Source organism: Desulfurobacterium pacificum, assembly GCF_900182835.1.
Taxonomy (GTDB): Bacteria; Aquificota; Aquificia; order Desulfurobacteriales; family Desulfurobacteriaceae; genus Desulfurobacterium_B; species Desulfurobacterium_B pacificum.
The window spans coordinates 171309-196199 of sequence record NZ_FXUB01000002.1; the positions used below are offsets into that span (position 1 = coordinate 171309).

Below are 24891 nucleotides of genomic sequence, written 5' to 3' on the forward strand. Positions count from 1 at the left end.
TCCTGCCCTTTCTACTTTCTATAACCCGGAAACGAACTGTCCAGCTGCGTTGAGAACCGGATTAATCCATATACCCAAGATAATCAGCATAACAGCCATAACACCTAAAGGAATTAGAACCAGATTCTTATCAGCTCTGACGTTGTTCGGCTTTTCAATGGTCGGTTCTTCTAAATACATCTGCTTCGCAATCCATATATAGTAAGCAACGGAAAAGGCGCTGTTAAGTAATCCAACAAGAGCAAGCCACAGCATTCCGGCTTTAACAGCTGCAGTAAAAACGAAAACCTTACTGATGAAACCTGCCATAGGCGGAACGCCCGCAAGCGACAGGAGGAATATCAAAAAGAGAGCAGCCAATATAGGTTCTCTCCTGCCAAGTCCTTTGTAGTCGTCCATCGTCCTTGCACCCCAGACAAAGAGAAAAACGGCGAAACATAAAAAGGCAGCCGTTTTCATAAATACGTAAGCAACAGAATGGTAAATGATACCGGTTACGCTTAAAGGCGTTGAGAGAGCTGCAAAGGCAACTAAAGTATAACCGGCATGAGCCACAGAAGAGTAGGCTAATATTCTTGAAACCCTTTTTTGAACAAGGGCAAGCAGATTACCTACAGTCATGGTAACAGCAGCAATAATGGCAAGAATCAAGGTCAGCTGGTGTGATATACCGCCCTCTCCGAAAAGCGGGAAAGATTCAAAAATTACCCTCATAAGAGCTATGAAAGCAGCACTCTTTGAAATTCCCGTTAAAAGAGCAGCAATCCCGGGACACGTTCCATCGTAAACGTCCGGTCCCCAGAAGTGGAAAGGAAAAGCAGTAATCTTAAAGCCGAAACCTGCAAGTATGAAAACGGCTGCAAGCAACACCAGAGGGTCTTTAAAGAGCTTCTGAGCTAAAACCGAAAACTCAAAGCTTCCCGTCATGGCGTAAAGAAGAGAAACGCCGAAAAGAAGCATTCCTATAGCCAAAGCGCCGTTGAAAAAGTATTTAATACCGGCTTCTATCGCTTTATCATCAAAGGCAAAGAGAACCATCAGGTAGGTAGGCATAGTCATAAGTTCCATTGATATTATGAGGGAAACGAAGTTCGTAGATGAAATGAGTAGCAACGCACCGGCAGTAGATATTAAAAGAGCGCCGATAATTTCATTTACAAACTTATCCTTTTCTAAAATCCAGTATAGAACGAACATGAGCATCCAGGAAGCTACAAGAATCAGAATGCCTATTAAACGTGTAACTTCATCGGTAACGAAAAAGTTGTTGAGTATTTTCTCGCCAGAGTTTGAGAGAATAACCAAGAAAATCCCCAGCACATACCCCACACTGGAAATCGCAACGCCGGGCAGTCCTGTTACTCTAAAAACTCTATTTATCACGGGCAGAAAGGCACCGGTAAGCGCCAGTATCATCACCGCAGCTAAAAAGTTAACGTTCACCTGTTACCCCCTTACCTAAAAAGTTGAGCAAAAGCATCTACAACAGGGTTGTAAAGATTAAAAACGACCGATGGAACAACGCCAACAAAGATAAAGGCAGCTATGTATAGCGCTAAAGACAGGTTCTCTATGAACGGCAGTTCTTTCAAAGACTTCATATTTTCAAACCCCTCTCTCAGAGGACCGAAAACGGCACGCTGGAGCATCCACATGAAAAATCCCGCCCCAAGCGCACTTGCAAGAGGCACGATAATCATCACCCAACCGTAATAATCAAACGCTGCAAGCATAACGGAAAGCTCACCGACAAAGCCGGCAGTTCCAGGAAGCCCCACAGCAGCCAAAACGCCTATAACGAACATGGTCATGAGGGCGGGGATTTTTTTCATTATTCCGCCCATCTCAGATATATACCAGGTGTGCGTCTTGTGATGAACGTAACCGGCAATCATAAACAGCAGAGAAATAATCAAAGCGTGTCCCACCATCTCATAAATAGCAGCCGAAATCCCTGCAGCCGTAATGGCTGAAAGTCCAAGTAAAACAAAGCCCATATGGTTAATACTGGAATACGCAACCATCCTCTTTATGTGGTCCTCCGCCAAAGCCCTGAATCCCGCGTAGAAAATCGTCAGAACGGCTATAAAAGCCATTAACGGTGCAAAAAACTTACTCGTATGAGGGAAAAGGAATATTTCCCACCTCAACAAACCGTAAGCACCCATTTTAAGAAGCAATCCTGCAAGGAAAACAGAAATAGGTGAAGGCGCCTGAACGTGCGCGTCAGGAAGCCACGTATGGAACGGAACTACAGGCATCTTTACGGCAAAACCTATAAACATCAAAATCCACACCAACTTCGCAACGTTAGGGTCAACACCTGCTTCTAAAAGTTTCAAAAAGTCAAACGTATGAGCGTTCAAATAAAGAACAATTATTCCTAAAAGCAGGAAAACGCTCGCAAGGTGCGTATAGATAAAGAACTTCATGGCTGCGTAAATTCTATTCTCAGCACCCCAAATACCGATATGGAAGAACATCGGAACCAGAGTGAATTCCCAGAAGATAAAGAACCACAGCAAATTCAGAGAGGTGAAAACGCCAACCATAGGACCTAAAAACGCAAGAACCAAAAAGAAATAAGCGCCAGGTCTCTCAACGTTCCAGGAAGAAAGAGTAACCGTAATTGAAAGGAACGCCACTATAGCTAACAGCACCAGAGATATACCGTCAACGGCAAGGTGCAGATTGAAATCAAAAGGTGGATATATGTGGTAGAACTCCCCAAAAGCAAAGTCATTTCCCGGATACTTCACTATCAGGTAGGCAGTTGAAAGAGCTAAGAATACTCCCACTCCCAACGACAGGAACTTCGGAAAATCCCTGTTTAACTTCTCTCCCAACCAGGCAAAAGGCGCAAGTATCACAGGGATAAGTATCATACTCAAAAGAATCATTCACGCCTCCTACAAGTAGGTAATAATAACTATGAGTGCAATAACCCCGGCAACAAAGTAAGTAAGGTAGTTGATGAGGTCGCCGGTCTGGATTTTTCTACATCTATCCCAGCACTTCAAAGACACTTTAGCAACGCCATTAACAGCACCGTCAACAACGTTAGTATCTACCCATTCAATAGCCTTTGCCATTGAACCGTAAAAGATATTCCTGCAGGTCCACTTTATCGCATCATCAACGAGCCAGCCTCTATATAAAAAGACGTTAACAGCCTCTCCAATAGGGTGCTCTATCAACTTTTTGGTGCTGATAACCCTCTTATAGTAAATGGCATAAGCTAACAGGAATAGCAAAGCCATAACAGTCAGCGTTACTGTAAGGAGAGCAGCAGAAAAAGGCTCGTGAACTTCACCAAACAGGAAGTGAACAATCTTTTCCTTAAAGAAAGCCGTTATAAGCGTCATAGCAGCTAAAATGTAAAGAGGAACAAGCATCACTGGATAAGCTTCTCTCGCTTTTTTAGAATACTCTGAAGGCTCACCTGTAAACACCACAAACCACAATCTGAAGCCGTAGAAAATACACAGAACTGCTGCGCTGAATGCAAGCGCAAAGACAACAGGATTTGAATGAAAAGCCTCACCTAAAATCCAGTCCTTACTGAAAAAGCCGTTAAACGGCGGAATTCCGGAAAGAGCAAGAATTCCCACCAAAAACAGCATAGCCGTCTGAGGCATATACCTTTTCAATCCGCCTAACTTAAAGGCATCTTTCGTGTGGTGCGTCATATGTATAACAGCACCTGCAGCCAAAAAGAGCAGTGCCTTAAATATCGCATGGTTCATCAGGTGAAAAATCCCCGCAGCCACCGAGCCAACACCAAGTCCGACAAACATCAAGGCAAGGTGTTCCATAGTAGAAAAAGCCAGTATTTTCTTAATTTCCGTATGAGCCATTGCACCGGTAGCCGCTATAAACGCAGATATCGCACCGACAAAAGCAACGACGATGAGAGCGTGAGAGTAATCAAAGAACGGAAACATTCTCGCAACTAAGTAAACGCCAGCGTTAACCATTGTAGCAGCGTGAATGAGAGCAGAAACCGTTGTAGGACCTTCCATGGCGTCTAAAAGCCACGGAAAGAGCGGAAATTGAGCAGACTTACCTATTGCACCTATAAATATCAGAACGCTTATTATCAATCCCAACTTAACGCTAAAAGCACCTATCGCAGCAAGGGCGTTCAAGTCCTGAAAACTAATAGTTCCCAAAAACACCCAGGCTACTAAGATACCGGCAAGCATAAAAACGTCACCGAATCTCGTCATAACGAACGCTTTCAAAGCAGCCTCGGCTGCGCTCTTCTTCCAGTACCAATAACCGATGAGGAGATAAGAACAAAGCCCAACGCCTTCCCAGAATATGTAAAGCCCCACTAAGTTACTGACAAAAACGAGTCCAACCATAGAACCTATAAAGAACAGCTTTTCAAAGTAATACCTGTGAGGAGACTTATCCTCTTCCATATAGCCCTTAGAAAACACGATATCCAAGAATCCAATACCGGTAGCTATAAGCGCCATAACGATGGAAAGGTGGTCAACGAAAATCCCGAACGGCACAGAGAAGTGTCCGAACCTGAACCATTCAAACTGGTGAACTATCGGACGTTCTCCCATATTAACGGCTATGTAAGCAGAAATGAGGAAACCAGCTAAACCGGTTATCGCCGCAACCCAGAAAGAATTCCACCTTTCTGTAAACTTACCAATCAAAAACGCCAGAATACTTCCAGCAAAAAAGATTGCAATGTTCAGATACGCAAGCTCTACCATCCTACCACCTCAAATTTCTTATTTTGGATGGGATAACCTCACCAAACCGCTTGTAGAAAACGATTACTATCGCAAGACCAACAGCAGCCTCAAGAGCAGCAAGACCTATGGTAAAGAAGGTAAATATCTCTCCATCCACGTTTCTCTGAGCCGAAAAGACAACGAAGTTAATATTTGCAGCGTTGATAATCATCTCTATGGAAAAGAGCATCCTTATCACAGACTTACGGGAAAGCAAACCGTAAACACCAACGGCAAACAGAGAGAAAGACAGAAACAGGTAGTAGTGAACGTCCGCAGTTAAAAGCATTTTACTTAGCCTCCCGCTTCTTCGTAATAATCGCGTTGGCAAGGTAGAGAATTGCCGAAACTATAAAGCCCAAAATAATTGCGAAGAAAGAGTAGTTCTTAACAAACACCGTTCCTAAAAACTCCGTAGAGTAGACTTTGTAAGGAAAAGTATCTATGGCGCTGAAGAAGGAAAGACCCGTTCCTAAAATCACCAGAAGCAAACTCAGAACTATCGCAGTAACAGCTTTACCCGGCGGTTTTCTATAACTTTCACCTACCATCATTATGGCAAAGAGAACCAGTATCGTTACACCACCGGCATATATGGCAAGCTGAACGCCGCCCAGTATAGGCATACCCAAACCAAAGTAAACAATTGCTATCTCAGAAAGGAGAATGACAAAAGAGATAGCTGCCCACAACAGAGACGACGCTTCAAGAGCAACAATAGCTGAAGCTATTATCACAGCGTATATAATCCAGAAATAAACGTTACCGCTCATCTTTCTTCTCCTGCTGTTGTTTCTTCTTCAGCGCTTCCTGCTTTTTCTTCTCTATCAGTTCTTCCATCTTCTTCGCCTTTTCTATGGCAGCCTCAAGGTTTTCCGGTTCAAACACGTAGCCTGTCAACCTGTCCCACGTTCCCGGTTCAACCAACATGCTGTAGTTATCTGTAAGTTGAATAGCTTTCTGAGGTTTTGTCGGACAGGCATCTTCACACAAACCGCAGAAGATACACTCACTCGCCCTTACCTTTGGAACAGCTCTTGGCTTTTTTACCCCGGTAGGAACCATCTCTATACAGTTAACAGGACACGACCTCGCACAGAGAGAGCAACCTATACAGAGTTCTGCCTTTATTACGTGCTTACCCCTATAATGAAGTTCCCTCTTTATACCCTTATCCCACCAGATTTCCGTCGCCTTTTCGCGAAACAGCGCTTTGGAAACCCTTACAACCTTCTGTAAAGCCCTTACAGGCATCATAGAAAGCTCTCTCATTTCATCCTTCATCTTCAAACTCCTTTAAAAAAGGAACATCTTTAAAACGATTACAAAAGCAAGGTTAAGCAACGCTAACGGCGTCAACGCTTTCCAGCAAAACTTGAGAAGCTGGTCCATCTTTATACGAGGCGTGGACGCCCTCAAAGCGAAAGTGAAAAGGTAGAGAACAGCTATCTTCAGGAAAAACCACACAATACCAGGCAAAACAGGACCTTTAAAACCACCTAAGAAGAGAACCGTAGCAAGAGCGAACAGGGCAAAAAGTTCTATGAGCTTTGCAACAGAAAGTATAGCGTAGTTAAATCCACCAAATTCTGTCATAAAACCGTAAACGATTTCCTGTTCAGCTTCTGGTATATCAAACGGCGGTCTATCGGTAACAACAAGCGTTGCCGTTATAAAAATCAAAAGGGCAGGAATCAGAGCTAAGAACGTCAGGAAAGAGGTTCCCTCAACTATGCGAACGTGATTTAGCGTTCCGTGAAGAAGCGCTGCTGCAAGGGCAGAAAGCCAGAGAGGAATCTCACCGGAAATCATCTGGTTTACCACTCTCAAACCGCCAATAAATGAATACTTACTCTTTGAAGCCCAGCCTGCATAGAAGAATATGGGAGGCATACTCGTTACTATTGCAAGAGAAACCAACAGGTCAAAACTGGTACTAACTATGTAAACGTGTTCAGAAAACGGAATAAAAGCTATAAGAATTGCAACCATTACAAAAGCAACAAAAGGTATAAGAGAAAACAGCAGCTTATTCGCACGCCTCTGAATTATGAACTCTTTCTGAAACAGCTTAAAAACGTCTGCTGTCGTCTGTAAAAGTCCCCACTTACCAACGTAATAAGGACCTACCCTCAAATGAATATCAGCCAATACCTTTCTCTCAAGGTAAAAAATCATCAAAAACACAACCAACAGAAAGAAAAATCCCGGAAAGAAAATCGCTTTTATCCACGCTTCCATAGTTCCTCCTACCTGTCTATATCACCGTGGCACATGTAAAGGGAGGCAAAAATTACAGGAACATCCGCCAGCTTAACGCCTTTCATTATTTCAGGTAAAGCCCAGAGGTTTGCAAAAGACGGCGACCTCATCTTCAACCTGTAAGGACCTGTACCACCATCACTAATCAGGTGAAAACCAAAACACCCTCTCGCCCACTCAACGTTAACGTAAGCCTCACCGGGAGGTAGCTTCACAGGAAACTTTACCCTGTAATCACCTTCTGGCAGTCCCTCTATCGCCTGTCTGATAATTCTTGCAGACTCTTTTATCTCTTCCCAGATTACTAAGTATCTTGCGTAACAATCTCCTTCCGTTCTGGTAATAACTTTAAAGTCTAATTCCCCATAAGCTGCGTAAGGGTAGTCTTTCCTTATATCCGATTCAACGCCGGAAGCCCTCAAAGGAGGTCCTGCCATTCCTAACTCAATTGCTTTCTCCTTCGTCACCGTTCCAACATCAACACTTCTAATTTTTAACGTAGGGTTATCTATAAATACTTCCTCATATCTTGGAACAAATTCCTTCTCTAAAAAGTCTATTGCCTCTATCATTTTCTCTACGAATTTACCCGTAGGTTCATACCTCACTCCGCCAGGAACTATTGAAGAAGTAGCAATCCTTTGACCAGAATAAACCTCAAAGGCATCCAAGAATTTTTCTCTTGCGATTAAAGCCCACTGCATAGGAGTATGAACACCTAAAACGCCAACGAAACTTCCGAGACCTATAAGATGACTAACTATCCTTCCACCTTCTGCAAGAATAACCCTTACGTAATCTGCTTTTTTTGGAACTTCAACTCCTGCTATCTTTTCCGCAGCAATAGAATAACCAACCATCGTGCCAAAATCGTCCATAAAGCAGGCTCTTTCCACGTTTACAATTGCGTTAATCCAGGTTCTATACTCAACAAGCTTTTCTAAAAGCCTCAAAACGTAACCGATATCAGGGTCAACTTTTACAACTACATCTCCATCAATCCATACCTTTAGCCTCATAGGACCGGAAGCCGGATGCTGAACACCCCAGTTAAGCTGCAGTATCTTCTCTTTCAAAAGCCCTAAATCTTTACCGTTAACTTCTTTCTTGCTCTCTATCGTAAAGGAGTATCCTGCGTTCTCAATACTGCTCATTACTTCTTCTCCTTAGAAGGCTTTCTGTGTTTCTCAAAGTCGTAAGATTTCCTAAGAGGAAACCAACCTTCAGCCCATTCAGGTAAAAGCATTACCTCAAGTCTTGGATTACCAACAAAGTTAACGCCAAACATTTCCCAACATTCTCTCTCATGAGGCTGAAGAGCCGGAAAAATATCGCTAACGGTAGGTATGGAAAGGTCATTTTCATCAAGTTTAACTCTTACAATAACCATCTTTTTAGCTACAATATCTTCAAGAACGTAATTAACCTCAAAGCCCTCTTCCTTCGGTGTATAATCCACAACGGAAACTGTATGAGGGTAGTTAAAACCTTTTTCCTTCAAGAGCTTCATCAAATTCTTTAGTTTGTCCCTTTCACATCTTATCAATAGAACGTTCGTATCAAAACTCTTACCTTCAAGCCCAAACTCTTTCTCAACAATCTCCTTTATCTCTTCCAACATCTGCTCTCCCTTAGTAGTTTAACTCTTCCATTCTGTTAGGATATTTAGCAGCAGCGTTTACCTTATCTCTCTTTATTATCTCCTTAAGCCTTAAAAGACCTTCCAGCGTAGCTTCTGGATTAGGTGGGCATCCGGGAACGAAAACGTCAAAAGGGATGTACTGAGAAACGTCAACTGCAACGAAATCGGAATCCCAGTACGGACCGCCACCTCCTGCACACGCACCCATACCGAAAACGTATCTCGGTTCAGGCATCTGCTGATAAACCCTTAATAGAACAGGAAGAACTTTCCTTGAAACGAGACCCGTAACTATGATGAAATCTGCCTGTCTTGGACTCGGCACCATCATAAAACCGTACCTTTCCCAGTCAAAGCGTGGGGACATAAGAGCTAAAACTTCCAACGAACAGCAACCACTACAAAAGTGAACGCCCCACGGCGAATTTGACCTGCTCCAGTCAAAAAATTTCAGAATCATTCTCTTTTTCCTCCAAGCATTACGTAGGAAAGGGGAATCATTAAAAGGAAGGCGAACAGAACGAAGAACCAACCGTAAGCAGGATTACTATTACCTATAACGTAAAGAACGAAGAATACACCTGCTATATCCATAGCTATGAATATTATTGCGTAAAAGTAATACTGAAAGTTAACACTGGAGATAATCGGCTCAGGAGCAGGTAACCCACACTCGTAGGTATCGTCCTTTACAGGATGGGGATTCCTCGGCGCTATTGCGACGGACATAAGCCATATAAGAAGAGCAGCAAGCGTAATGACAACTATAAAGACTATAAAATCGTAGAGCATATTTCCTCTCCGCTGTTGGTTACTTTCAACTATACTACCAAATTGTAAACAAAATGTAAATAATTTGTAAAGATAGTGTAAACAGAAAGTTCGCAAATGAGTATATCAAATGGATTCAAGAAGCAAAATATAGGGAATTATTTATATGGGGAAGAAAATAGAGCTACTTTCCTTAGACTTTCTCCAATCCTTTTATTAACCAAACCTTCCTGTAATGTAATCCTCAGTTAACTTTTCTTTCGGCTTGATAAACATCTCTTCTGTTTTATTAAATTCTATTAGCTCTCCTAAGTACATGAAAGCGGTAAAGTCTGAAACTCGCGCAGCCTGCTGCATATTATGGGTCACAATCACAATAGTTAACCTACCCCTAAAGCTAACAACCAACTCCTCTATCTTCGCAGTGGAAATGGGGTCAAGAGCCGATGTAGGTTCATCAAAAAGTAAAACTTCCGGTTCAACAGCAATTGCTCTCGCTATACAGAGCCTCTGCTGCTGTCCTCCGGAAAGTCCTGAAGCTGGGTCTTTAAGTCTATCTTTTACTTCATCCCACAAAGCTGCATCTTTCAAAGCTTTTTCTACTCTATCTTCAAGTTCACTCTTGTTCTTTATCCCCTTAAGTCTCAATCCGTAAGCAACGTTATCAAAAATAGACATAGGGAAAGCAGTCGGTTTTTGAAACACCATTCCTACACGGGTTCTCAACTTTATAAGGTCGTAATCTGGTTCTAAGATATTTTCCCCATCAAGGATTATCTTTCCCTCATATCTATTACCGGGATAAAGGTCGTGCATACGGTTAAAGCATCTCAACAGCGTGGTCTTACCGCAACCGGATGGTCCTATAAGCGCTGTTATCTTATTTTCAGGTATCTTAAAAGAGATATTTTTCAAAACGTGCTTATCGCCGTAGTAAAAGTTAAGATTTTCAACGGTTATCTTTGGAGTTAAACCGTGCTCTATAACGTAAGCCATTATTCCTCCTTACTTTTTAAACTTCCAGTGAGCTATAACTCTACCCAATATATTTGCACCCAAAACGCCAAACGTAAGAATTATAGCTGCTGCCCACGCTAATTTTTGCCAGTATTCGTAAGGGCTCATGGCATAATCATACATCGTAACCGTAAGGGATGCCATCGGCTGGGTCATATCAAGAGTAAAAAAGTTATTGTTAAAGGATGTAAAGAGGAGAGGTGCTGTTTCGCCACCAATTCTCGCCACAGCAAGAATAACCCCGGTTAAAATACCAGTTATCGCTGAGCGGTAAACAACATCCTTTATAACTTTGAATTTTGTAGCCCCAAGAGCGTAAGCTGCTTCTCTTAGTTCTGGTGGAACCATACGAAGCATATCGTCAGTAGTCCTCAGTATTATGGGAATCATCATAATGGCAAGAGATAAAGCACCGGCAAATCCCATAAAGTGTCCTACCGGTTTAACTAAAATGGCATATATAAACGTTCCTACAACTATGGAAGGAACGCTCATCATCACATCAGACATGTCTCTTATAAAATTCGCCAACTTACTACCTTTACCGTACTCAGAAAGGTAAGTACCTGCCAATATACCAAGCGGAATTCCTATTACAGTAGCAGTAAGGACAATTAGCGTCTGCCCCACTATGGCGTGCTTGAGTCCCCCGGTATTATCGCCGGGAGCTGGTGGATTACCTATGAAAACTTCTAAAGATAAAGTAGAAAGCCCTTTATAAAGGAGAGTTCCTAATATCCAGAATAGCCACATTATTCCAAAAAGTGCCGCTGCCGTTGAAAGAAACAGAACTACCGCATTAGCTAATTTTCTCCTTTTAAAAGCATCCACAACGTTACCTCTCTACTTTCTTCAAGAAGAAAAACTTCCCAACAACTATTACAATAAAACTCATAACAAAAAGGATTAAAGCAAGGTAGAAGAGGCTTGAAAGGTAAAGGTCTGTATCTGCTTCTGTAAATTCGTTGGCAAGAGTAACGGTAATTGAAGTTGCAGGCTCAAGAAGGGAGTGGGGGATTACAGGCTGGTTACCCATAACAAAGGTAACAGCCATAGTTTCACCTAAAGCCCTTCCCAAAGAAAGAATAATTCCGCCAATAACACCAAGCTTTGCATAAGGTATAACAACGTCTTTCATTACATCCCACTTGGTTGCTCCTAAAGCGTAAGCTGACTCCTTCAGGATATCAGGTACCATTTTAAAAGAATCTCTTGAAATGGCGGCAGTAAAGGGAAGAATCATTATTGAAAGAACGATAGAAGCTGTTAAAAGTCCTATACCAGGAGTATAACCGGAAAACCACTCCCCTATAACAGGGAGTTTAGCTAAAGTTGCATGAATGACTGGTTGCAGTTTATCTCTCATAAAAGGAGCAAAGTAGAAAAGTCCCCACATACCATAAATAATGGAGGGGATAGCCGCCAAAAGTTCTATTGCAACGCCAACAGGGGTTCTAAGGAAAGGAGGAGCAATCTCTGTAAGGAATATCGCTATCCCTATGGCAACAGGAACGGCGATGAATATTGAGATTATGGTACTTACTATCGTTCCAAAGATAGCAGGCGCACCACCAAATTTTTCAGCTGGAGGATTCCATACTTTTGAGGTAATGAACTTCCAGACACCAAAAGTGTGAATAGACAGAGAGGATTCTTTATAAAGAACGACAAATAGGGCAAACAGAATTAATAGAAGCAGTAAAGCCGATACAAAGGCTACTTTTCCAAAGGTCCAGTCAACCAATTTTGACTTTTTCACAACCGTACTCCGCAAGCTTTGGTAGAGGAATTTTACAGAATAAATTTACCACTTTACCGAACCAGTTTTGTTAAGAATTTGTTAAGAACAATCCGCAAAAAGTTATATAAAGAAGAGTGAATCAAAATTCAGGGATTAATATTAGTAATGGTAAGTTGGGTTGGTTGGAAAGTCTCGGGGGGATTTTTATATCATTTATTTTATTGTTTCACCGAACTTATCTAAGAGGTATTCGTTGGTATTAAAAGTTAACAAACAGATAGACTATAAGAAAGAAGAAGAATTTCTTGAAAAGTTCAAAGAAATGGTTATTTCTCTCTTAAAAGGGAAACGCTGCAAAGTTTATCTATTTGGGTCAAGAGCGAGGGGGGATTTTAAACGCCATTCGGATGTAGATATAGCTGTTTCCGGTCTTTCTGAAAAAGAATTTAGAAAGTTCAGGTGGCAGTTAGAAGATAAACTTGAAGAAAGTATAGTTCCTTTTGAAGCGGATATTTTGAACTTTGACCTGTTACCAGAGGAAATGAAGGAAATTATCAAAAAGGAAGGAATACGATGGCTGTAAGAAAACTTGAGGAATTTGAGAAGGCATTAAGAGATTTTTCTAAAGCATTAGAAATAAATTTGTCAGATTTTCCACAAGAAATAAGAGATGTTATAGAAAGTGGACAGATTCAAAAGTTTGAGATGTGTTTTGAACTATTCTGGAAAACAGCAAAAGAGTTTTTGAGAGATAAAGAAGGGATAGACGTAGTTTCTCCTAAACGGGTTATTAAAACGCTTTTTCAATTAAACTACTTAACTTACGAAGAGTATGAGTCAGCCATTGAAATGCTTGATAGCAGAAATTATCTATCTCACGTTTATAGGAGAGAACTGGTTGATTTAATCCTTCCGAAATTGAAAGAATATTACTCTTTAATGGAAAAAATCCTGGAAACTTTCAAGAACACAGAAATTTAAATCGCAGTTAATCAGCTTTCTCCGACGTTTCCAGGTAGTTTGGTTGTTTGCAGGAGGAGGGGATTTTTCGTATCTTTCCTTATAATCAAGGAATTTCTCTTTAAAGGAGCCCCAAATGGCAAACAAAGGCGATTTCGTCCACCTCCACCTTCACTCGCAGTACTCAATTCTTGATGGCGCAATCAAAATAAACGAGTTAATAGATAAAGCCATTGAATACGGTATGCCTGCAGTAGCAGTTACAGACCACGGCAACATGTTCGCCTCATACGAACTTTACAAAACCTGCAAAAGTAAAGGAATTAAACCGATAATCGGGCAGGAGTTTTACATAGCAAAAGGCTCAAGGTTTGACAAAAAGAAAGGAAACGAAGGAGAGAAAGGAAGTTACCACCTGGTTCTTTTAGCCAAAAACGACACTGGTTTAAAAAACCTCATGAAACTTTCTTCCATAGCCTTCTTAGAAGGGTTTTACTATAAACCACGTATTGATAAAGAGGTTTTAGAAAAGCACAGCGAAGGGTTAATAGCCCTCTCTGCCTGCGTTCAGGGAGAAATACCTCTACTTTACTTGCAGGGAAAGGAAGAGGAAGCAAAAAACGCAGCCAAGTGGTATAAAGAACTCTTCGGAGATGATTTCTACCTTGAAGTTCAATACCACGGGCTGAGAGACCAGGAAAGAGCAAACAGGTTTCTAACTCAGCTATCAAAAGAGTTAGATATTGAATTAGTCGCAACCAACGACGCTCACTACTTAAACCGCGACGACTGGGAAGCCCACGACGTTCTCCTATGCCTTCAAACCGGAAAGAAACTCTCAGATGAAAAGCGTATGAAGTTTCCGACAAAAGAGTTCTACTTCAAAAACGCCGAAGAAATGCTAAAAGTGTTCTCGGAAATTCCACATGCTGTTTACAACACACTCAAAATAGCCGAAAAAGTAGAAGATACGCTACCAACATTTGAGTCTTCTGACTACCTGCTACCTAAATACACAGTTCCTGAAGGCTACACGTACGAAAGCTTCCTTAGAGAGCTTGCCCATAAAGGACTTGAAAGAAGGTTTAAAGAGCAGGGGATAAAAGACGGCGAAACAAAGAGGAAATACTACGAAAGGTTAGAACATGAACTTAAAATCATCTCCGACATGGGATTTCCCGGTTACTTCCTTATCGTTTGGGATTTCATCAACTGGGCAAAGAAAAACGGCATCCCCGTAGGACCAGGTAGAGGCTCAGCAGCAGGTTCTTTAGTCGCCTACGCCATAGGAATAACCGATATTGACCCGATAAGGTTTAACCTGCTTTTTGAAAGGTTCTTAAACCCTGAAAGGGTGACAATGCCAGATATTGACGTTGACATCTGTCAGGAAGGAAGAGACAGGGTAATCCAATACGTTAGAGATAAGTACGGCGAAGACAAAGTGTGCCAGATAATCACCTTTGGCACCATGAAAACAAAAATGGTTGTTAGAGATGTCGGAAGAGTTTTAGGAATGCCTGCAAAAGAGGTTGATAAGTTTGCGAAACTCATACCTTCCGACGCAAAGTCTGTTGAAGAGGCAGTAGAGAAAGCACCGGAAATAAAAGAGCTAACAGAGAAAGATGAAACCATAAAGAAACTGATAGAAATTGCCAAAAGGCTTCAAGGGCTTGCCAGACAAACGGGAGTTCACGCAGCCGGTGTCGTTATAGCCCCCGAAACGCTTACGAATTTCATTCCGTTAGCAAGAAGTAAGGACGGAGACGTTACTACTCAGTTTGACATGGGGCAGGTTGAAGCTTTAGGTCTGCTGAAAATGGACTTTTTAGGACTCAAAACGTTAACCATCATAGATAGAACCATCAGGCTAATTGAAGAAAGGCATGGAGTAAAGATAGAACCCACAAAACTGCCTTTAGATGATGAAAAGACGTTTAAGTTGCTTCAGGAAGGAAACACCGTAGGAGTGTTCCAGCTTGAATCTCGCGGCATGAGAAACCTGATGAAACGCCTCAAGCCGTCAGTTTTTGAAGACATAATTGCTTTAGTTGCTCTTTACCGCCCCGGTCCCCTAAACTCCGGAATGGCAGAAAGTTACATAAAACGTAAGCACGGCGAAGAGGAAGTTGACTACATATTCCCGGAACTTGAACCTGTTCTGAAAGAGACTTACGGGCTTTTCATCTATCAGGAACAGATAATGCAGATTGCCAACATCTTGGCAGGATACTCGTTAGGAGAAGCTGACCTTCTCCGCCGTGCTATGGGTAAGAAGAAAAAAGAAATCATGGAAGAACAGCGGAATATATTTGTTACAAGGGCGGTTGAGAGAGGATATCCGAGAGACAAGATAGAAAAACTATTTGACGATATAGCCAAATTCGCCGAATACGGATTTAACAAATCTCACTCTGCAGCTTACGGATTTTTAGCTTACGTAACAGCTTACTTAAAAGCGCACTATCCAAAAGAGTTAATGACTGTAATGATGTCTATTGACTACGATAAAACTGATGAAATCGTGAAGTTAATGAAAGACTGCAGAGAAAACGGCATTCCTGTATATCCGCCGGATGTAAACAGAAGTAACGCCATGTTCTCTATTGAAGGGGAAGGAATAAGGTTTGGACTCGCCGGTATAAAGGGAGTGGGAGAGAAAGCAGCGCAACACATCGTAGAGGTAAGAGAAAAAGAAGGTGCATTTAAAGATATCTACGATTTCTGCGAAAAGGTTGACCTGAAGGTTGTAAACAGAAAGGTAATAGAGTCGCTAATAAAAGCTGGCGCCTTTGATTCAACAGGAATCAGTAGAGCCGCCAATTTGGAGGTGTTAGATAAAGCAATGTCTGCCGCACAGAGCATACAGAAATCCAAAAGCAAAGGTCTTATGAGCCTATTTGGAGATGAAGTATCTGTAGTAAACAAAGAAATTCCTGAAGTGGAAGAGTGGCCTGAAAGGATAAAACTTGAGTATGAAAGACAATCCATAGGCTTTTACCTGTCAGGACATCCTCTCCTTGAATACAAGGATTTCATAAAGTTTGGATTTAACTCAACAGCCGAAAAGGAAGAGTGGAAAGACGACCAGGAAGTTAGGTTGGTTGGAGCTATCACAGAAGTGAAAACGCGAAGAACCCAGAGAGGAGAGCTTTGGGCAAACGTTGAACTCTCAGATATGGATGGAACGGTAAACGTTTTGGTATTTCCCAACGTATTTAAAGAAACAATGGAACTTTTAACGGAAGGAAATGTAGTCGTAATTGAAGGAAGCGTAAGGGAGGAAGAGGAAAGCAAATCGGTAATTGCAAAGAACGTAGAACCTTTAAATAGACAAGTATTTGAAAAGGTCAACCAGGTTGTTCTTAAACTGACCGATGAGGAGCTTACGGACAACTTCCTTGAAGAACTGAAGAAAACGCTGGAAAAGCTTTCCAGCCCAAACGGAAAACCGGTAGTTTTAGAAATGAAACTAAGAGATTGTTTTGTAAAATTGCAACTACACCCTGAGTTTTCGTTACCTATTGAAACACAGGTATTTAGCGAATTAGGGAAAATTTTACCAAGAGAAAGAATAAGTGTTGCTTGAGGTTGAAAGATGAGCGCGTTATTTGAATTTGAAAAGCAGGTGGATAGATTAAGAAGAAAGATTGAGGAACTGAAGTCTATGGAGAAGTTTGAGCCAGCGGTTATTGAGGAGATAGAAAAAAAGTTTCAGAAGAAAATAAAAGAGTTCTACGAAAACCTTGAAGCCTGGGATAGGGTTCAAATAGCAAGACATCCAGATAGACCACATTCTATTGATTTTATAAGAGCTACTTTCAAAGATTTCGTTGAGCTTCACGGAGATAGACACTGCGGAGATGGAAAAGCAATAATTGCAGGCTTTGCAAAATTTGAGGGAATCCCTGTCTGCGTGATAGCACAGGAAAAAGGTAGAGACACAAAAGAGAAAATAGCAAGAAATTTCGGAATGCCCGTTCCTGAAGATTATAGAAAAGCTTTAAGAGTTATGAAGTTAGCAGAAAAGGTTGGGAAACCGATAATTACCCTTGTTGATACGCCGGGGGCTTTTCCTGGGATAGAGGCAGAAGAGAAAGGGCAGTCGGAAGCCATAGCAAGAAACCTTTACGAAATGGCAAAGTTAACAGTTCCTGTAGTAAGCGTGGTAATAGGAGAAGGCGGTTCAGGAGGAGCTTTGGCTATAAGCGTTGCTAACAGGCTTTTAATGTTTGAAAACGCCATTTACTCTGTTATCTCTCCGGAAGGTTGCGCCGCTATTTTGTGGCAGTCGCAGGATAAAGTTAAAGAGGCGGCTAAAGCGCTAAAGTTAACGGCTAAGGATTTACTTGAGTTGGGAATAATTGATGAAATCATTCCTGAACCGTTAGAAGGTGCACACAGGGATTGGGATACAACGTTTAAGAACTTTAAAACTTACGTGAAGAAGCATCTTGACGAACTGATGAGACTCTCCGGCAAAGAGCTTAGAGAAGATAGATACGCAAAGTTTAGAAGGATAGGAATTTAAGGAATAACCTTTTCAAGAGGCAGGTTGGAGAGGAGGGGATTTTTCCTTATTCTCTTAGGATTTTTATCGCCGTTCAGATTTACAATTAAGATTCTTCCATAACCTTTACCGTAATAGTTGGCAAAATCATAAACAGCCCCAACAACGGCAAGCCTGTTCCTTTTTATTAAAACGCCGTACCTTTCAACGGCAATTCTTACCTGCCAGTGAACGTTTTCTTCTACAGCCATCAACCAATCCTTTTCAAAGTCTCCTGTTCTCTCTACTCTTGAAACGGGAATGCACAAGTGGTCAAGCTCATGCCTGATACTCATAGATTCATCTTCATAACCTTCTAAAAAGGTTTTTATCGCCCCACAATGAACGTGACCTAAAATGAGAAGAACTGGTGTCCTAAGGTGAAAAACGCCGTAATCAACAGAACCAACGTTGTTCTCAATCTGATTTCCTATGTTTCTTATGACAAAAACGTTATTTATCAACTCGCTTGAAAAAATACTGGGTTGAACTCTCGCATCAGAACAGGTTACAAGCGTTATCAGAGGTTTTTGTTCGTGAATGTGAGTTTCAAAGAAATCTTTACCTTTAGAAGAAACAAACTCATCGTTTTCGGAAAATATGCTTTCAATAACGGTTTTGGGAGTCATAGCTTCCCCCACTTCTTTAGTAAAGTATTGTAACAGAAACAACCCCTTTCTTTGTAAGGCAGACATTTATAAATTTATGGATATATATATTCCCGGAGGGAACCTATGAAAGAAAGACTATTCAAAATAGTACTCCTATTTGGGATACTCCTTACGTCTGCTGAATTTATTTCCAACCTACTCCACAAAAGCATCTGTTCAACGGAAGGGTGCAGGATAGTCGCCGAAAGCGTTCGCTTTTCCGACGCAGTAATCGTTTTAGTAGGACTTTTAGTTTTTTTAGCAATTTTTCTTTTATCTCTCTGTAAAAAAGAGGTGTGCCAGAAACTTATAGATGCCTTACTTATAACAGCCTTAAGTGCGGAAGGTGTTTTCGTTGGATACCAACTCTTCAGGGTAAAAACCATATGTATATTCTGCATTACAGTATTTCTAACCTTTGTAGTTCTTACTTTAATAAGGAGTATAGAAAGAAGATTTGTTCTTACCGGTTTCTTAACCTTCGTCAGTGTCTTGTTCGTGATGTTTATGCTTAAACCTGCAGGAACAAACAATGTAAGCTTTAGTGCTACTTATACGATAATTTACAAAGAAGGATGTCCCCACTGCGAAAAAGTTATGAAGGAAGCCGAAGAAAAAGGTGTAAAGCTTGAAAAATTAAACGCCCAAAAGTGCATCTCATTCCTTAAAAGCCTAAACATAAAGGAAGTTCCTGTTTTAGTAGTTAATAAGAAAGCAGAAAAAATCATAGTAATAGGGGATAAAAACATAGAAGATTTCCTTTTTAAAGGGAACGAAGAGGAAAACACTACAATAGAAGAGAATTCACTTTCTGGATTCTGCCCGATAGACAGCGATATAACAAACTGCACGGACGACGCAAAATGAAAAAAGCTGCGTTTTTAGATAGGGATAATACCCTTATTCATGACCCGGGATACATACACGAGCCGGAGAAAGTAATTTTGCTTGAGGGCGTTGGTGAAGGATTAAAACTACTGAAAGACAACGGATACCTCCTCATAGTAGTAAGCAACCAATCTGGAATTGGCAGGGGATACTTTGAAGAGAAAGACTTTTGGGCAGTAAACAATAAACTACAGGAGCTATTAAAACCGTTTAACGTTCAGATAGACGCTTTTTACTTCTGCCCACATAAACCAGACGATAACTGCACCTGCCGTAAGCCTAAAATAGAGCTTGCATTAAAAGCAGCTAAAGAGATAGGCATAGACCTTAAAAGCAGCGTGATGATAGGTGATAAAGATTCAGACGTTGAATTTGGTTTTAAAGCTGGAATGAAGTGTAGTTTAAAAGTGGGGAGTTACCCTTTTGACAACTTTTTAAAAGCAGCACAGTTTGTAGTGGAATTTTTTAAGAATTAATGCTGAACTTTAGGAGTAGTCTTCAAAGCAGGTAGGGCTAAAGCTAATAAAAATGCCAATACTAATAGAAACGCTAAAATTGCTTCAATCATCGCTATCCTCCGCCAAAAGTTTATATCTTAGATTTAACTTATATGAAATAGCCATCCCTGTAACACTTAGTATAGCTCCCAATATATTCCAGAAATTAATGCCTTCTGTTTTAAGAGAACTTACAGTTGCACCTATTAGAAGAACGGATACAGTAAAAGCTTTTCCAAACAAGTCTTTATAATAGTCATATTTCCTGCTCATAGTTTTGATTATATACCATTTAGGTTCCGCATTTTGCTAACATACCAATCTCAAAATCAACATTTAATGTTGAAAGATGGTTAAGCTATATACAAAGATAAAGCAAAAACCAGAAGATTTTGTAGTAGAAGAACTGCCAATTTTAGAACCTAAAGAAAGCGGCAACTTTTATCTATTAAAACTTCACAAATCCAACACATCTACTTTAGAAGCCGTAAGGATTCTATCCCGATTTTTAAAGATTCCCCTAAAAGAAATAGGGTTTGCAGGACTGAAGGATAAATTTGCAGTCACAACGCAGTATTTAACGATTCCTGACTCTTATACCGTTGAAAGCTGCTGCTTTGGAATAAAAAACAATCGGTGGGTAAGAAAAGAAACTGTTAACGTAGGGAAAGAAACAGGTTTTTGCGTTGAAATTTTAGGCAAGGTAAATAGAAAACTGAATTTAGGAGATTTGAAGGGAAACAGGTTTACGATAACCGTAAGAAATTTTGAAAAAAATCTAAGAGGAAAGTTTTACCGGAACCTTGAAATAGTTAAATCCTACGGCTTTCCAAACTATTTTGGTGAACAGAGATTTGGAAGCGTAAAGAGCAGAGATGATTTCGTTCTAAGATACATTCTAAAAGGAGACTTTGACGGCGCTTTGAGAAGTTACTTTTTTGGAAAATCCACCGTTGACTACTGGGGTGACTGGAAAAAGCTATACAAAACCCTCTCACCTGCCCTTGAAGAGTATGAAAAAGACCTAATAAAAGGGTTAATGAGAGGGCTGCCAGCCGAAAAAGCGTTCAGGATACTGCCCAAAAACGTCCGCTTAATGTTTAACTTTGCATTTCAGAGCTTTCTGTGGAATGAAACGTTAAGAGAATACGTTGAAATGAAATACCCCTTTGTAAGAATTCCCTTTATAAACAACTGGAAACTCTCATACTACCTGAAGGTTCACGATTTCAAGCACTTAGAAAAGTTAGAAATACCTTACACCGGTCACGTTTACAAACCTGAAGACCCCAAACTGAAGAAAGTGATGAAAAAGGTATTCAAGAAATACGGCGTGAAAGAAGAGTGGTTTGATAAAGAAACAGCAGGAATGGTGGTAATGACAGATGGACTGAGAAAGGCAATCGTAAAGCCTGAAGATTTCCGCATTTTAGAGAAGACGAAAAAGCACGTTAAACTGCAGTTTACCCTCCCTCCCGGTTCCTACGCAACAGTTTTACTAAGATTCCTCATTAAAGGGTAGAAAGAATGTTCTGAGCCTTATCTTCAGCAGAAAGGCATATTTCCACCAGTTCCTCTTTTGTAAACATGGAAAACTCTTCTGGAATGTTAACGTTCTTTCCTGAAGTTAAATCGCCGCAAAGCTCCATCAGTTTTTTCCCTAATCTCTTAATTTTCCCCAACTTGCTGTTATCGTCCAACAAGCCGTTTATTACGTACTCTGAAACGCCAGCTTTCTCAAGAATTTCTCTTATCTCTTCACCAATTTCATCTTTTACCGGGTCTAAAATCCCCACCATGTAAGCCTCATCGGAATGTTCAGGAAGGAGTTTTTCCGCCAATCCTCTAAGGAGATAGGCAAACTTTATAGTATTTTTCATCTCATCGCGACTCTTAGTTTTCAGAAATGAAGAAGTAAGGAGAACGAATATGTAGTCTTTAAGGTTCTTATATCCTAAATAAGCAACCGTCTGAACGATAGACTTTATCTCCTTTCTGAGACCGAAAAAGGGGGAATTGATAAACTTTAAAAGCCTTGCAGAAAGGTTTGGGTCAAGGCTTATTATTTGAGCTATCTCGTTAAGTTCTTCCCCTTCTATTAAACCTTTTATAAGCCTGAGCATCACTTCTCGGTTGAGTTCAAGCCTATCTAAGTTGGACATCCTCTCCTCCCTCTTTTGCGTAGTAGAGTAATTATACATTCCAGCGGGTATAGAAAAATCCGTCCATGCCATCTCTATAGGGGAAAACCCGCAAAACGTTAGAGTCAGGGTAGAGGAAATTCTTGACTTCTTCAAACGGTTGAGGCTTCAAGTTAAGGTTTTTAAAAAGCGCTACATGGGCTTCCCCCTCCTCTTTCTCCAAAGAACAAACGCTAAAAAGTAAAACGCCACCAGGTTTTAAAAGTTTAACTGCCGACTTTATCAATTCTCTTTGAATGGAAGCGTTGGTTTTAATCAAAGATAAACTTTTGTTCCACTTGCCTTCAGGGTGACGCCTGATAACGCCTGTTGCGCTGCATGGAGCGTCAATGAGTATCCTGTCAAAGCTATTCTTATGCTTTTCAATGAAGGACCTATCTTTTGAAATGTCGGTAATAACAGGTTTAACGTTCTTAACGCCAAGCTTCTTGCAGTTTTCTTTTAAAAGTTCCATCCTACTTTTGCTGACATCAACGGCGTAGATTTCCATCTCGTTTCCTGTAAGGGCAGCAATAGCGGTTGTCTTTCCTCCCGGAGCAGCGCCTACGTCCAATATTCTTTCGCCAGGTTTTGGCTGAAGCAGATACGCTGCAAGGTAAGAAGCAGGGTCCTGTATGTAGAAGAAACCACTTTCGTATCCAGGTAGCTCTTCAACTGCAACTCTACCTTTTATCCTGACCATCTCTTTCAGGAATGGATGCTGTTCAAAGCCAAAACCTTTATCTTCAAGGAGTTTTAAAAACTCACCTACATTTATTTTGAGAGCGTTAACGCGAAGGTAGAGAGGAGCAACCTCGTTCAAACTCTCAAGCAAGCGTTCAAGGTTCTGTCCGTAAAAGTTGTGCCACCTCTTTACCATCCAGGTTTCAAAAGAGTGGAAAACGGCAAGCCTTTCAATCGGGTCTCTTATTTCGTTAACGGCGCTTTTGTAGTCAAAATTTATCAATTTCTTTGAAACGGCGTTGATAAAACCTGCAGCCTTTTTACCGGCAATTCTTTTAAAGGCTTCAACGGTTTCGTTGATTGCAGCGTAAGGGGGAATGCCGGTGAAGAACAATTGATAAGCTGTAAGGCGGAGGGCGTTGCGGGTGGGGATTTTTTGCTTTGCAGGATTTTTACCGGTAGCTTTTTCAATAGAAAAGTCAAGAAGCCTTAAGAATCTAACTGTCCCAGAAGCAATCTCTCTCACAAAAGCCCTGTCAAGAGGCGGTAAGTCTTTAGTGTATTTGTCAAGAAACGGCTTAAAGCGTTTAAAGTTTTCTCTTTCAGTAAATATCAGGATTTTCAGAGCCAAAAATCTCGTCTTCCAGCCAGTCAACGTCGTCAAATATCTCCTTTCCTTTTATTCCTTCTAATATAAGTTCAGCAACTTCTTCTGGCGTCCTGCCGGTAGTATCAATATGAAGAATTTTAGGAGAAGCGGGAGAATCTAACGCTTCTGTAGCTATTACTGCTAACTTCTCCGATTCTACGTTCTCTACTACTTTTTCTTCAGAATACCCTCTCATCTTCAGTCGCTTTTTTACTTCTTCAGGTTTAAGGCGAAGGATAACCAAAACGTCTGAAGGTATATAATGAGCTACCATTCCTTCAGCGATAAAAGATTCTTTCTCTTCAAAGAATCTCCTCAGAGCATCTGTATCAACAACGTAAGAGTTTCTTTTTTCATCGTAAGAAGTATAGAGCTTTTCTTCTTTTATTAGCTTTGAAAGTTCATAAAGAGGTAATTCAAGACGCTGTGCGAGGAGTTTTGAAACGGTAGTTTTGCCAGTTCCTGGAGTGCCTGTGATGGTTATTCTGAGTTTAACCCTCCCGCGAGGGGAGGGAGGATTTTTAGTTGGCATCAGAAGGTTCTTCTTGATTCTCTTGTTTGTTCTTAAGTTTTATGATTGTTCCCATTCCCCAAACGTTAATAACCGGGTCACCATCTTTATCTACGCCCTGAACAATCTGAATTTTAATGTTTTTAACTCCATCCGCCTTTAACTGTTCAGCCTGCTGTTCAAGCATTCCAACAACTCGCATAACTGGGTCAATGGGAAGCTCTTCTTCAAACCATACAGATTGCTTCTGCTGTGCAAAGGAGTAAGCGATGTTAACAATTTCATGCGGTTCCTGAATTTCTCCGAAAGACAGAATCATTCACACCTCCCTATTTTGTATCTTTGGCTTTAAAGTTCTGACCAGCATTAACAACTTTATCCAGCTTTTTGAGTAACTCAACGTTTACTTTTACTTTGTATTTCTTGAATAGATAATCTGCAAGCTGAGCTGCCGCAACCTGCTTCTTCTCCTCTCTAATTGCTTCTACAAGGTCTCTTTTATTTATAACTTTTAGGTTTGGTTTATCCGGGTCAGGAGAAAGTCCGTACTCACCTTTATGAGCAGAGAAAAAGTTTTCTATATCTTCCCTCGTTACCCTTATGGCATCTTTTAAAACCATATCAAGATATGCTTTTACTTTGTAGCCGTTAACTGCTCTTTGTATAAGGCGTTTTTCTACTAAAGGAGCTTGGGTGGGGGGGATTTTGCCTTTCTTTACCTGTTCCTTTACCCAGTTTTTAATTTCTTTCTTCGCATCCTCTATTTCTGGAAGATACTTCTTAAACCACTTCGTCTTTTCTATATTGTTTTTTTCTGCCTCATGTAAAAGAAGCTTCTGAAGCATAAGTTCTTTCGCTGCCTGAACTTCATCAGCAAGGTTAAAATACCAGTTACCCTTACCTACCTTTTGAATTACTTCAGCTTTATACTTTTTATAGTAGGACTTAAATTCAGGAACTGTAGCACAAACGTTATCTAACTGCGTATAAGCAACACAATTGTTAGAAACGCTTTTCGCTACTGCATTTCCCATAAAGGGTAAAGTTGAAATAAGCGCGGCGGTTAGAAGCTTTTTAATTCTCATACTCTTTCCTCCCAACAAAACAGATTGAAGTCATTTTAACAGATTCAG

27 protein-coding genes are annotated in these 24891 nt (G+C 40.8%); 7 read left to right on the forward strand and 20 right to left on the reverse strand.

Annotated elements, in window-relative coordinates; translation table 11 throughout:
• Positions 1–18: 18 nt before the first annotated feature.
• The 14 genes from QOL23_RS04640 to pstC form a co-directional block, all read right to left on the reverse strand.
• Positions 19–1443, reverse strand: a complete 1425-nt coding sequence (locus tag QOL23_RS04640; protein WP_283400425.1) for an NADH-quinone oxidoreductase subunit N — start codon at positions 1441–1443, stop codon at positions 19–21.
• Between the two features lie 11 nt (positions 1444–1454).
• Positions 1455–2900 (reverse strand): complex I subunit 4 family protein, encoded by a 1446-nt coding sequence (locus QOL23_RS04645; RefSeq protein ID WP_283400426.1) that lies wholly within the window; start codon positions 2898–2900, stop codon positions 1455–1457.
• Between the two features lie 9 nt (positions 2901–2909).
• On the reverse strand, positions 2910–4736 hold the full coding sequence (locus QOL23_RS04650; protein ID WP_283400427.1) for an NADH-quinone oxidoreductase subunit 5 family protein: 1827 nt from the start codon (positions 4734–4736) through the stop codon (positions 2910–2912).
• A 1-nt stretch (position 4737) separates the two neighbouring features.
• Complete coding sequence (gene nuoK, locus QOL23_RS04655) at positions 4738–5046, reverse strand: NADH-quinone oxidoreductase subunit NuoK (RefSeq protein WP_283400428.1); 309 nt, start codon at positions 5044–5046, stop codon at positions 4738–4740.
• Between the two features lies 1 nt (position 5047).
• On the reverse strand, positions 5048–5530 hold the full coding sequence (locus QOL23_RS04660) for an NADH-quinone oxidoreductase subunit J (protein ID WP_283400429.1): 483 nt from the start codon (positions 5528–5530) through the stop codon (positions 5048–5050).
• Complete coding sequence (locus QOL23_RS04665; protein ID WP_283400430.1) at positions 5520–6041, reverse strand: 4Fe-4S binding protein; 522 nt, start codon at positions 6039–6041, stop codon at positions 5520–5522. Before QOL23_RS04665 ends, QOL23_RS04660 begins: the two co-directional genes overlap by 11 nt.
• 12 nt (positions 6042–6053) lie before the next feature.
• On the reverse strand, positions 6054–6998 hold the full coding sequence (locus QOL23_RS04670) for a complex I subunit 1/NuoH family protein (RefSeq protein WP_283400431.1): 945 nt from the start codon (positions 6996–6998) through the stop codon (positions 6054–6056).
• 8 nt (positions 6999–7006) lie between these two features.
• A complete protein-coding gene (locus tag QOL23_RS04675) occupies positions 7007–8173 on the reverse strand; it encodes an NADH-quinone oxidoreductase subunit D (RefSeq protein WP_283400432.1) in 1167 nt (388 codons plus the stop codon).
• Positions 8173–8640, reverse strand: coding sequence for an NADH-quinone oxidoreductase subunit C (locus QOL23_RS04680; protein ID WP_283400433.1), 468 nt, complete (start codon positions 8638–8640; stop codon positions 8173–8175). Before QOL23_RS04680 ends, QOL23_RS04675 begins: the two co-directional genes overlap by 1 nt.
• A gap of 10 nt (positions 8641–8650) precedes the next feature.
• Positions 8651–9121 carry an NADH-quinone oxidoreductase subunit B gene (locus QOL23_RS04685; protein ID WP_283400434.1) on the reverse strand — a complete coding sequence of 157 codons (471 nt, stop codon included), beginning with the start codon at positions 9119–9121 and terminating at the stop codon, positions 8651–8653.
• Complete coding sequence (locus QOL23_RS04690) at positions 9118–9453, reverse strand: NADH-quinone oxidoreductase subunit A (protein ID WP_283400435.1); 336 nt, start codon at positions 9451–9453, stop codon at positions 9118–9120. Before QOL23_RS04690 ends, QOL23_RS04685 begins: the two co-directional genes overlap by 4 nt.
• A gap of 195 nt (positions 9454–9648) precedes the next feature.
• A complete protein-coding gene (pstB, locus tag QOL23_RS04695; protein WP_283400436.1) occupies positions 9649–10428 on the reverse strand; it encodes a phosphate ABC transporter ATP-binding protein PstB in 780 nt (259 codons plus the stop codon).
• Between the two features lie 9 nt (positions 10429–10437).
• Positions 10438–11280 (reverse strand): phosphate ABC transporter permease PstA, encoded by an 843-nt coding sequence (gene pstA / locus QOL23_RS04700; RefSeq protein ID WP_283400437.1) that lies wholly within the window; start codon positions 11278–11280, stop codon positions 10438–10440.
• Between the two features lie 4 nt (positions 11281–11284).
• Positions 11285–12208 (reverse strand): phosphate ABC transporter permease subunit PstC, encoded by a 924-nt coding sequence (gene pstC, locus QOL23_RS04705; RefSeq protein WP_283400438.1) that lies wholly within the window; start codon positions 12206–12208, stop codon positions 11285–11287.
• A gap of 235 nt (positions 12209–12443) precedes the next feature.
• Between pstC and QOL23_RS04710 the strand changes: the two genes are divergently transcribed.
• The 4 genes from QOL23_RS04710 (at position 12444) to QOL23_RS04725 (ending at position 17681) form a co-directional block, all read left to right on the forward strand.
• Positions 12444–12773 carry a nucleotidyltransferase family protein gene (locus QOL23_RS04710; RefSeq protein ID WP_283400439.1) on the forward strand — a complete coding sequence of 110 codons (330 nt, stop codon included), beginning with the start codon at positions 12444–12446 and terminating at the stop codon, positions 12771–12773.
• Positions 12764–13171 carry an HI0074 family nucleotidyltransferase substrate-binding subunit gene (locus QOL23_RS04715; protein ID WP_283400440.1) on the forward strand — a complete coding sequence of 136 codons (408 nt, stop codon included), beginning with the start codon at positions 12764–12766 and terminating at the stop codon, positions 13169–13171. The genes QOL23_RS04710 and QOL23_RS04715 overlap by 10 nt, the downstream gene beginning before the upstream one ends.
• 115 nt (positions 13172–13286) lie before the next feature.
• Positions 13287–16739: a DNA polymerase III subunit alpha gene (gene dnaE, locus QOL23_RS04720; RefSeq protein ID WP_283400441.1), complete on the forward strand. Its 3453-nt coding sequence runs from the start codon at positions 13287–13289 to the stop codon at positions 16737–16739.
• A gap of 9 nt (positions 16740–16748) precedes the next feature.
• The gene (locus QOL23_RS04725) at positions 16749–17681 is read left to right on the forward strand and encodes an acetyl-CoA carboxylase carboxyltransferase subunit alpha (RefSeq protein WP_283400442.1); all 933 of its coding nucleotides are present in this window, start codon (positions 16749–16751) and stop codon (positions 17679–17681) included.
• On the opposite strand, the gene QOL23_RS04730 is transcribed toward QOL23_RS04725, so the two are convergent.
• On the reverse strand, positions 17678–18328 hold the full coding sequence (locus QOL23_RS04730; RefSeq protein ID WP_283400443.1) for a carbonic anhydrase: 651 nt from the start codon (positions 18326–18328) through the stop codon (positions 17678–17680). The two genes, QOL23_RS04725 and QOL23_RS04730, sit on opposite strands and share 4 nt — an antisense overlap.
• Before the next feature lie 105 nt (positions 18329–18433).
• Between QOL23_RS04730 and QOL23_RS04735 the strand changes: the two genes are divergently transcribed.
• From QOL23_RS04735 to truD, 3 genes are all read left to right on the forward strand, one after another.
• A complete protein-coding gene (locus tag QOL23_RS04735; protein ID WP_283400444.1) occupies positions 18434–19216 on the forward strand; it encodes a vitamin K epoxide reductase family protein in 783 nt (260 codons plus the stop codon).
• Positions 19213–19713, forward strand: coding sequence for a D-glycero-alpha-D-manno-heptose-1,7-bisphosphate 7-phosphatase (locus QOL23_RS04740; RefSeq protein ID WP_283400445.1), 501 nt, complete (start codon positions 19213–19215; stop codon positions 19711–19713). Before QOL23_RS04735 ends, QOL23_RS04740 begins: the two co-directional genes overlap by 4 nt.
• Positions 19714–20083: 370 nt before the next feature.
• Positions 20084–21256, forward strand: a complete 1173-nt coding sequence (gene truD / locus QOL23_RS04745; RefSeq protein ID WP_283400446.1) for a tRNA pseudouridine(13) synthase TruD — start codon at positions 20084–20086, stop codon at positions 21254–21256.
• Here truD and QOL23_RS04750 read toward each other — a convergent pair.
• From QOL23_RS04750 to QOL23_RS04770, 5 genes are read right to left on the reverse strand one after another with little or no spacing between them, the layout of a single operon-like run.
• Positions 21246–21896, reverse strand: a complete 651-nt coding sequence (locus QOL23_RS04750) for an HDOD domain-containing protein (protein ID WP_283400447.1) — start codon at positions 21894–21896, stop codon at positions 21246–21248. The genes truD and QOL23_RS04750 overlap by 11 nt on opposite strands.
• 31 nt (positions 21897–21927) lie before the next feature.
• A complete protein-coding gene (gene rsmB, locus QOL23_RS04755) occupies positions 21928–23253 on the reverse strand; it encodes a 16S rRNA (cytosine(967)-C(5))-methyltransferase RsmB (protein ID WP_283400448.1) in 1326 nt (441 codons plus the stop codon).
• The gene (locus QOL23_RS04760; RefSeq protein ID WP_283400449.1) at positions 23201–23779 is read right to left on the reverse strand and encodes an adenylate kinase family protein; all 579 of its coding nucleotides are present in this window, start codon (positions 23777–23779) and stop codon (positions 23201–23203) included. The genes rsmB and QOL23_RS04760 overlap by 53 nt, the downstream gene beginning before the upstream one ends.
• Entirely contained in the window at positions 23769–24077 is a 309-nt protein-coding gene (locus QOL23_RS04765; protein WP_283400450.1) for a hypothetical protein, read from the reverse strand. The genes QOL23_RS04760 and QOL23_RS04765 overlap by 11 nt, the downstream gene beginning before the upstream one ends.
• Before the next feature lie 10 nt (positions 24078–24087).
• Positions 24088–24843, reverse strand: coding sequence for a hypothetical protein (locus QOL23_RS04770; protein WP_283400451.1), 756 nt, complete (start codon positions 24841–24843; stop codon positions 24088–24090).
• Between the last annotated feature and the right edge of the window lie 48 nt (positions 24844–24891).

Excerpts from the sequence above, each read along its gene's own strand:
- QOL23_RS04675 (WP_283400432.1), bottom strand. The coding sequence starts at position 8,173 with ATGAGCAGTATTGAGAACGCAGGATACTCCTTTACGATAGAGAGCAAG.
- pstB (WP_283400436.1), bottom strand. The coding sequence starts at position 10,428 with ATGGCTTACGTTATAGAGCACGGTTTAACTCCAAAGATAACCGTTGAA.
- QOL23_RS04715 (WP_283400440.1), top strand. The coding sequence starts at position 12,764 with ATGGCTGTAAGAAAACTTGAGGAATTTGAGAAGGCATTAAGAGATTTT.
- QOL23_RS04725 (WP_283400442.1), top strand. The coding sequence starts at position 16,749 with ATGAGCGCGTTATTTGAATTTGAAAAGCAGGTGGATAGATTAAGAAGA.
- QOL23_RS04665 (WP_283400430.1), bottom strand. The coding sequence starts at position 6,041 with ATGAAGGATGAAATGAGAGAGCTTTCTATGATGCCTGTAAGGGCTTTA.
- QOL23_RS04765 (WP_283400450.1), bottom strand. The coding sequence starts at position 24,077 with ATGATTCTGTCTTTCGGAGAAATTCAGGAACCGCATGAAATTGTTAAC.
- QOL23_RS04645 (WP_283400426.1), bottom strand. The coding sequence starts at position 2,900 with ATGATTCTTTTGAGTATGATACTTATCCCTGTGATACTTGCGCCTTTT.
- QOL23_RS04750 (WP_283400447.1), bottom strand. The coding sequence starts at position 21,896 with ATGTCCAACTTAGATAGGCTTGAACTCAACCGAGAAGTGATGCTCAGG.
- QOL23_RS04760 (WP_283400449.1), bottom strand. The coding sequence starts at position 23,779 with ATGCCAACTAAAAATCCTCCCTCCCCTCGCGGGAGGGTTAAACTCAGA.
- QOL23_RS04730 (WP_283400443.1), bottom strand. The coding sequence starts at position 18,328 with ATGACTCCCAAAACCGTTATTGAAAGCATATTTTCCGAAAACGATGAG.
- QOL23_RS04770 (WP_283400451.1), bottom strand. The coding sequence starts at position 24,843 with ATGAGAATTAAAAAGCTTCTAACCGCCGCGCTTATTTCAACTTTACCC.
- dnaE (WP_283400441.1), top strand. The coding sequence starts at position 13,287 with ATGGCAAACAAAGGCGATTTCGTCCACCTCCACCTTCACTCGCAGTAC.
- QOL23_RS04690 (WP_283400435.1), bottom strand. The coding sequence starts at position 9,453 with ATGCTCTACGATTTTATAGTCTTTATAGTTGTCATTACGCTTGCTGCT.
- QOL23_RS04740 (WP_283400445.1), top strand. The coding sequence starts at position 19,213 with ATGAAAAAAGCTGCGTTTTTAGATAGGGATAATACCCTTATTCATGAC.
- nuoK (WP_283400428.1), bottom strand. The coding sequence starts at position 5,046 with ATGCTTTTAACTGCGGACGTTCACTACTACCTGTTTCTGTCTTTCTCT.
- truD (WP_283400446.1), top strand. The coding sequence starts at position 20,084 with ATGGTTAAGCTATATACAAAGATAAAGCAAAAACCAGAAGATTTTGTA.
- QOL23_RS04735 (WP_283400444.1), top strand. The coding sequence starts at position 18,434 with ATGAAAGAAAGACTATTCAAAATAGTACTCCTATTTGGGATACTCCTT.
- QOL23_RS04650 (WP_283400427.1), bottom strand. The coding sequence starts at position 4,736 with ATGGTAGAGCTTGCGTATCTGAACATTGCAATCTTTTTTGCTGGAAGT.
- QOL23_RS04670 (WP_283400431.1), bottom strand. The coding sequence starts at position 6,998 with ATGGAAGCGTGGATAAAAGCGATTTTCTTTCCGGGATTTTTCTTTCTG.
- QOL23_RS04660 (WP_283400429.1), bottom strand. The coding sequence starts at position 5,530 with ATGAGCGGTAACGTTTATTTCTGGATTATATACGCTGTGATAATAGCT.
- QOL23_RS04685 (WP_283400434.1), bottom strand. The coding sequence starts at position 9,121 with ATGATTCTGAAATTTTTTGACTGGAGCAGGTCAAATTCGCCGTGGGGC.
- QOL23_RS04680 (WP_283400433.1), bottom strand. The coding sequence starts at position 8,640 with ATGTTGGAAGAGATAAAGGAGATTGTTGAGAAAGAGTTTGGGCTTGAA.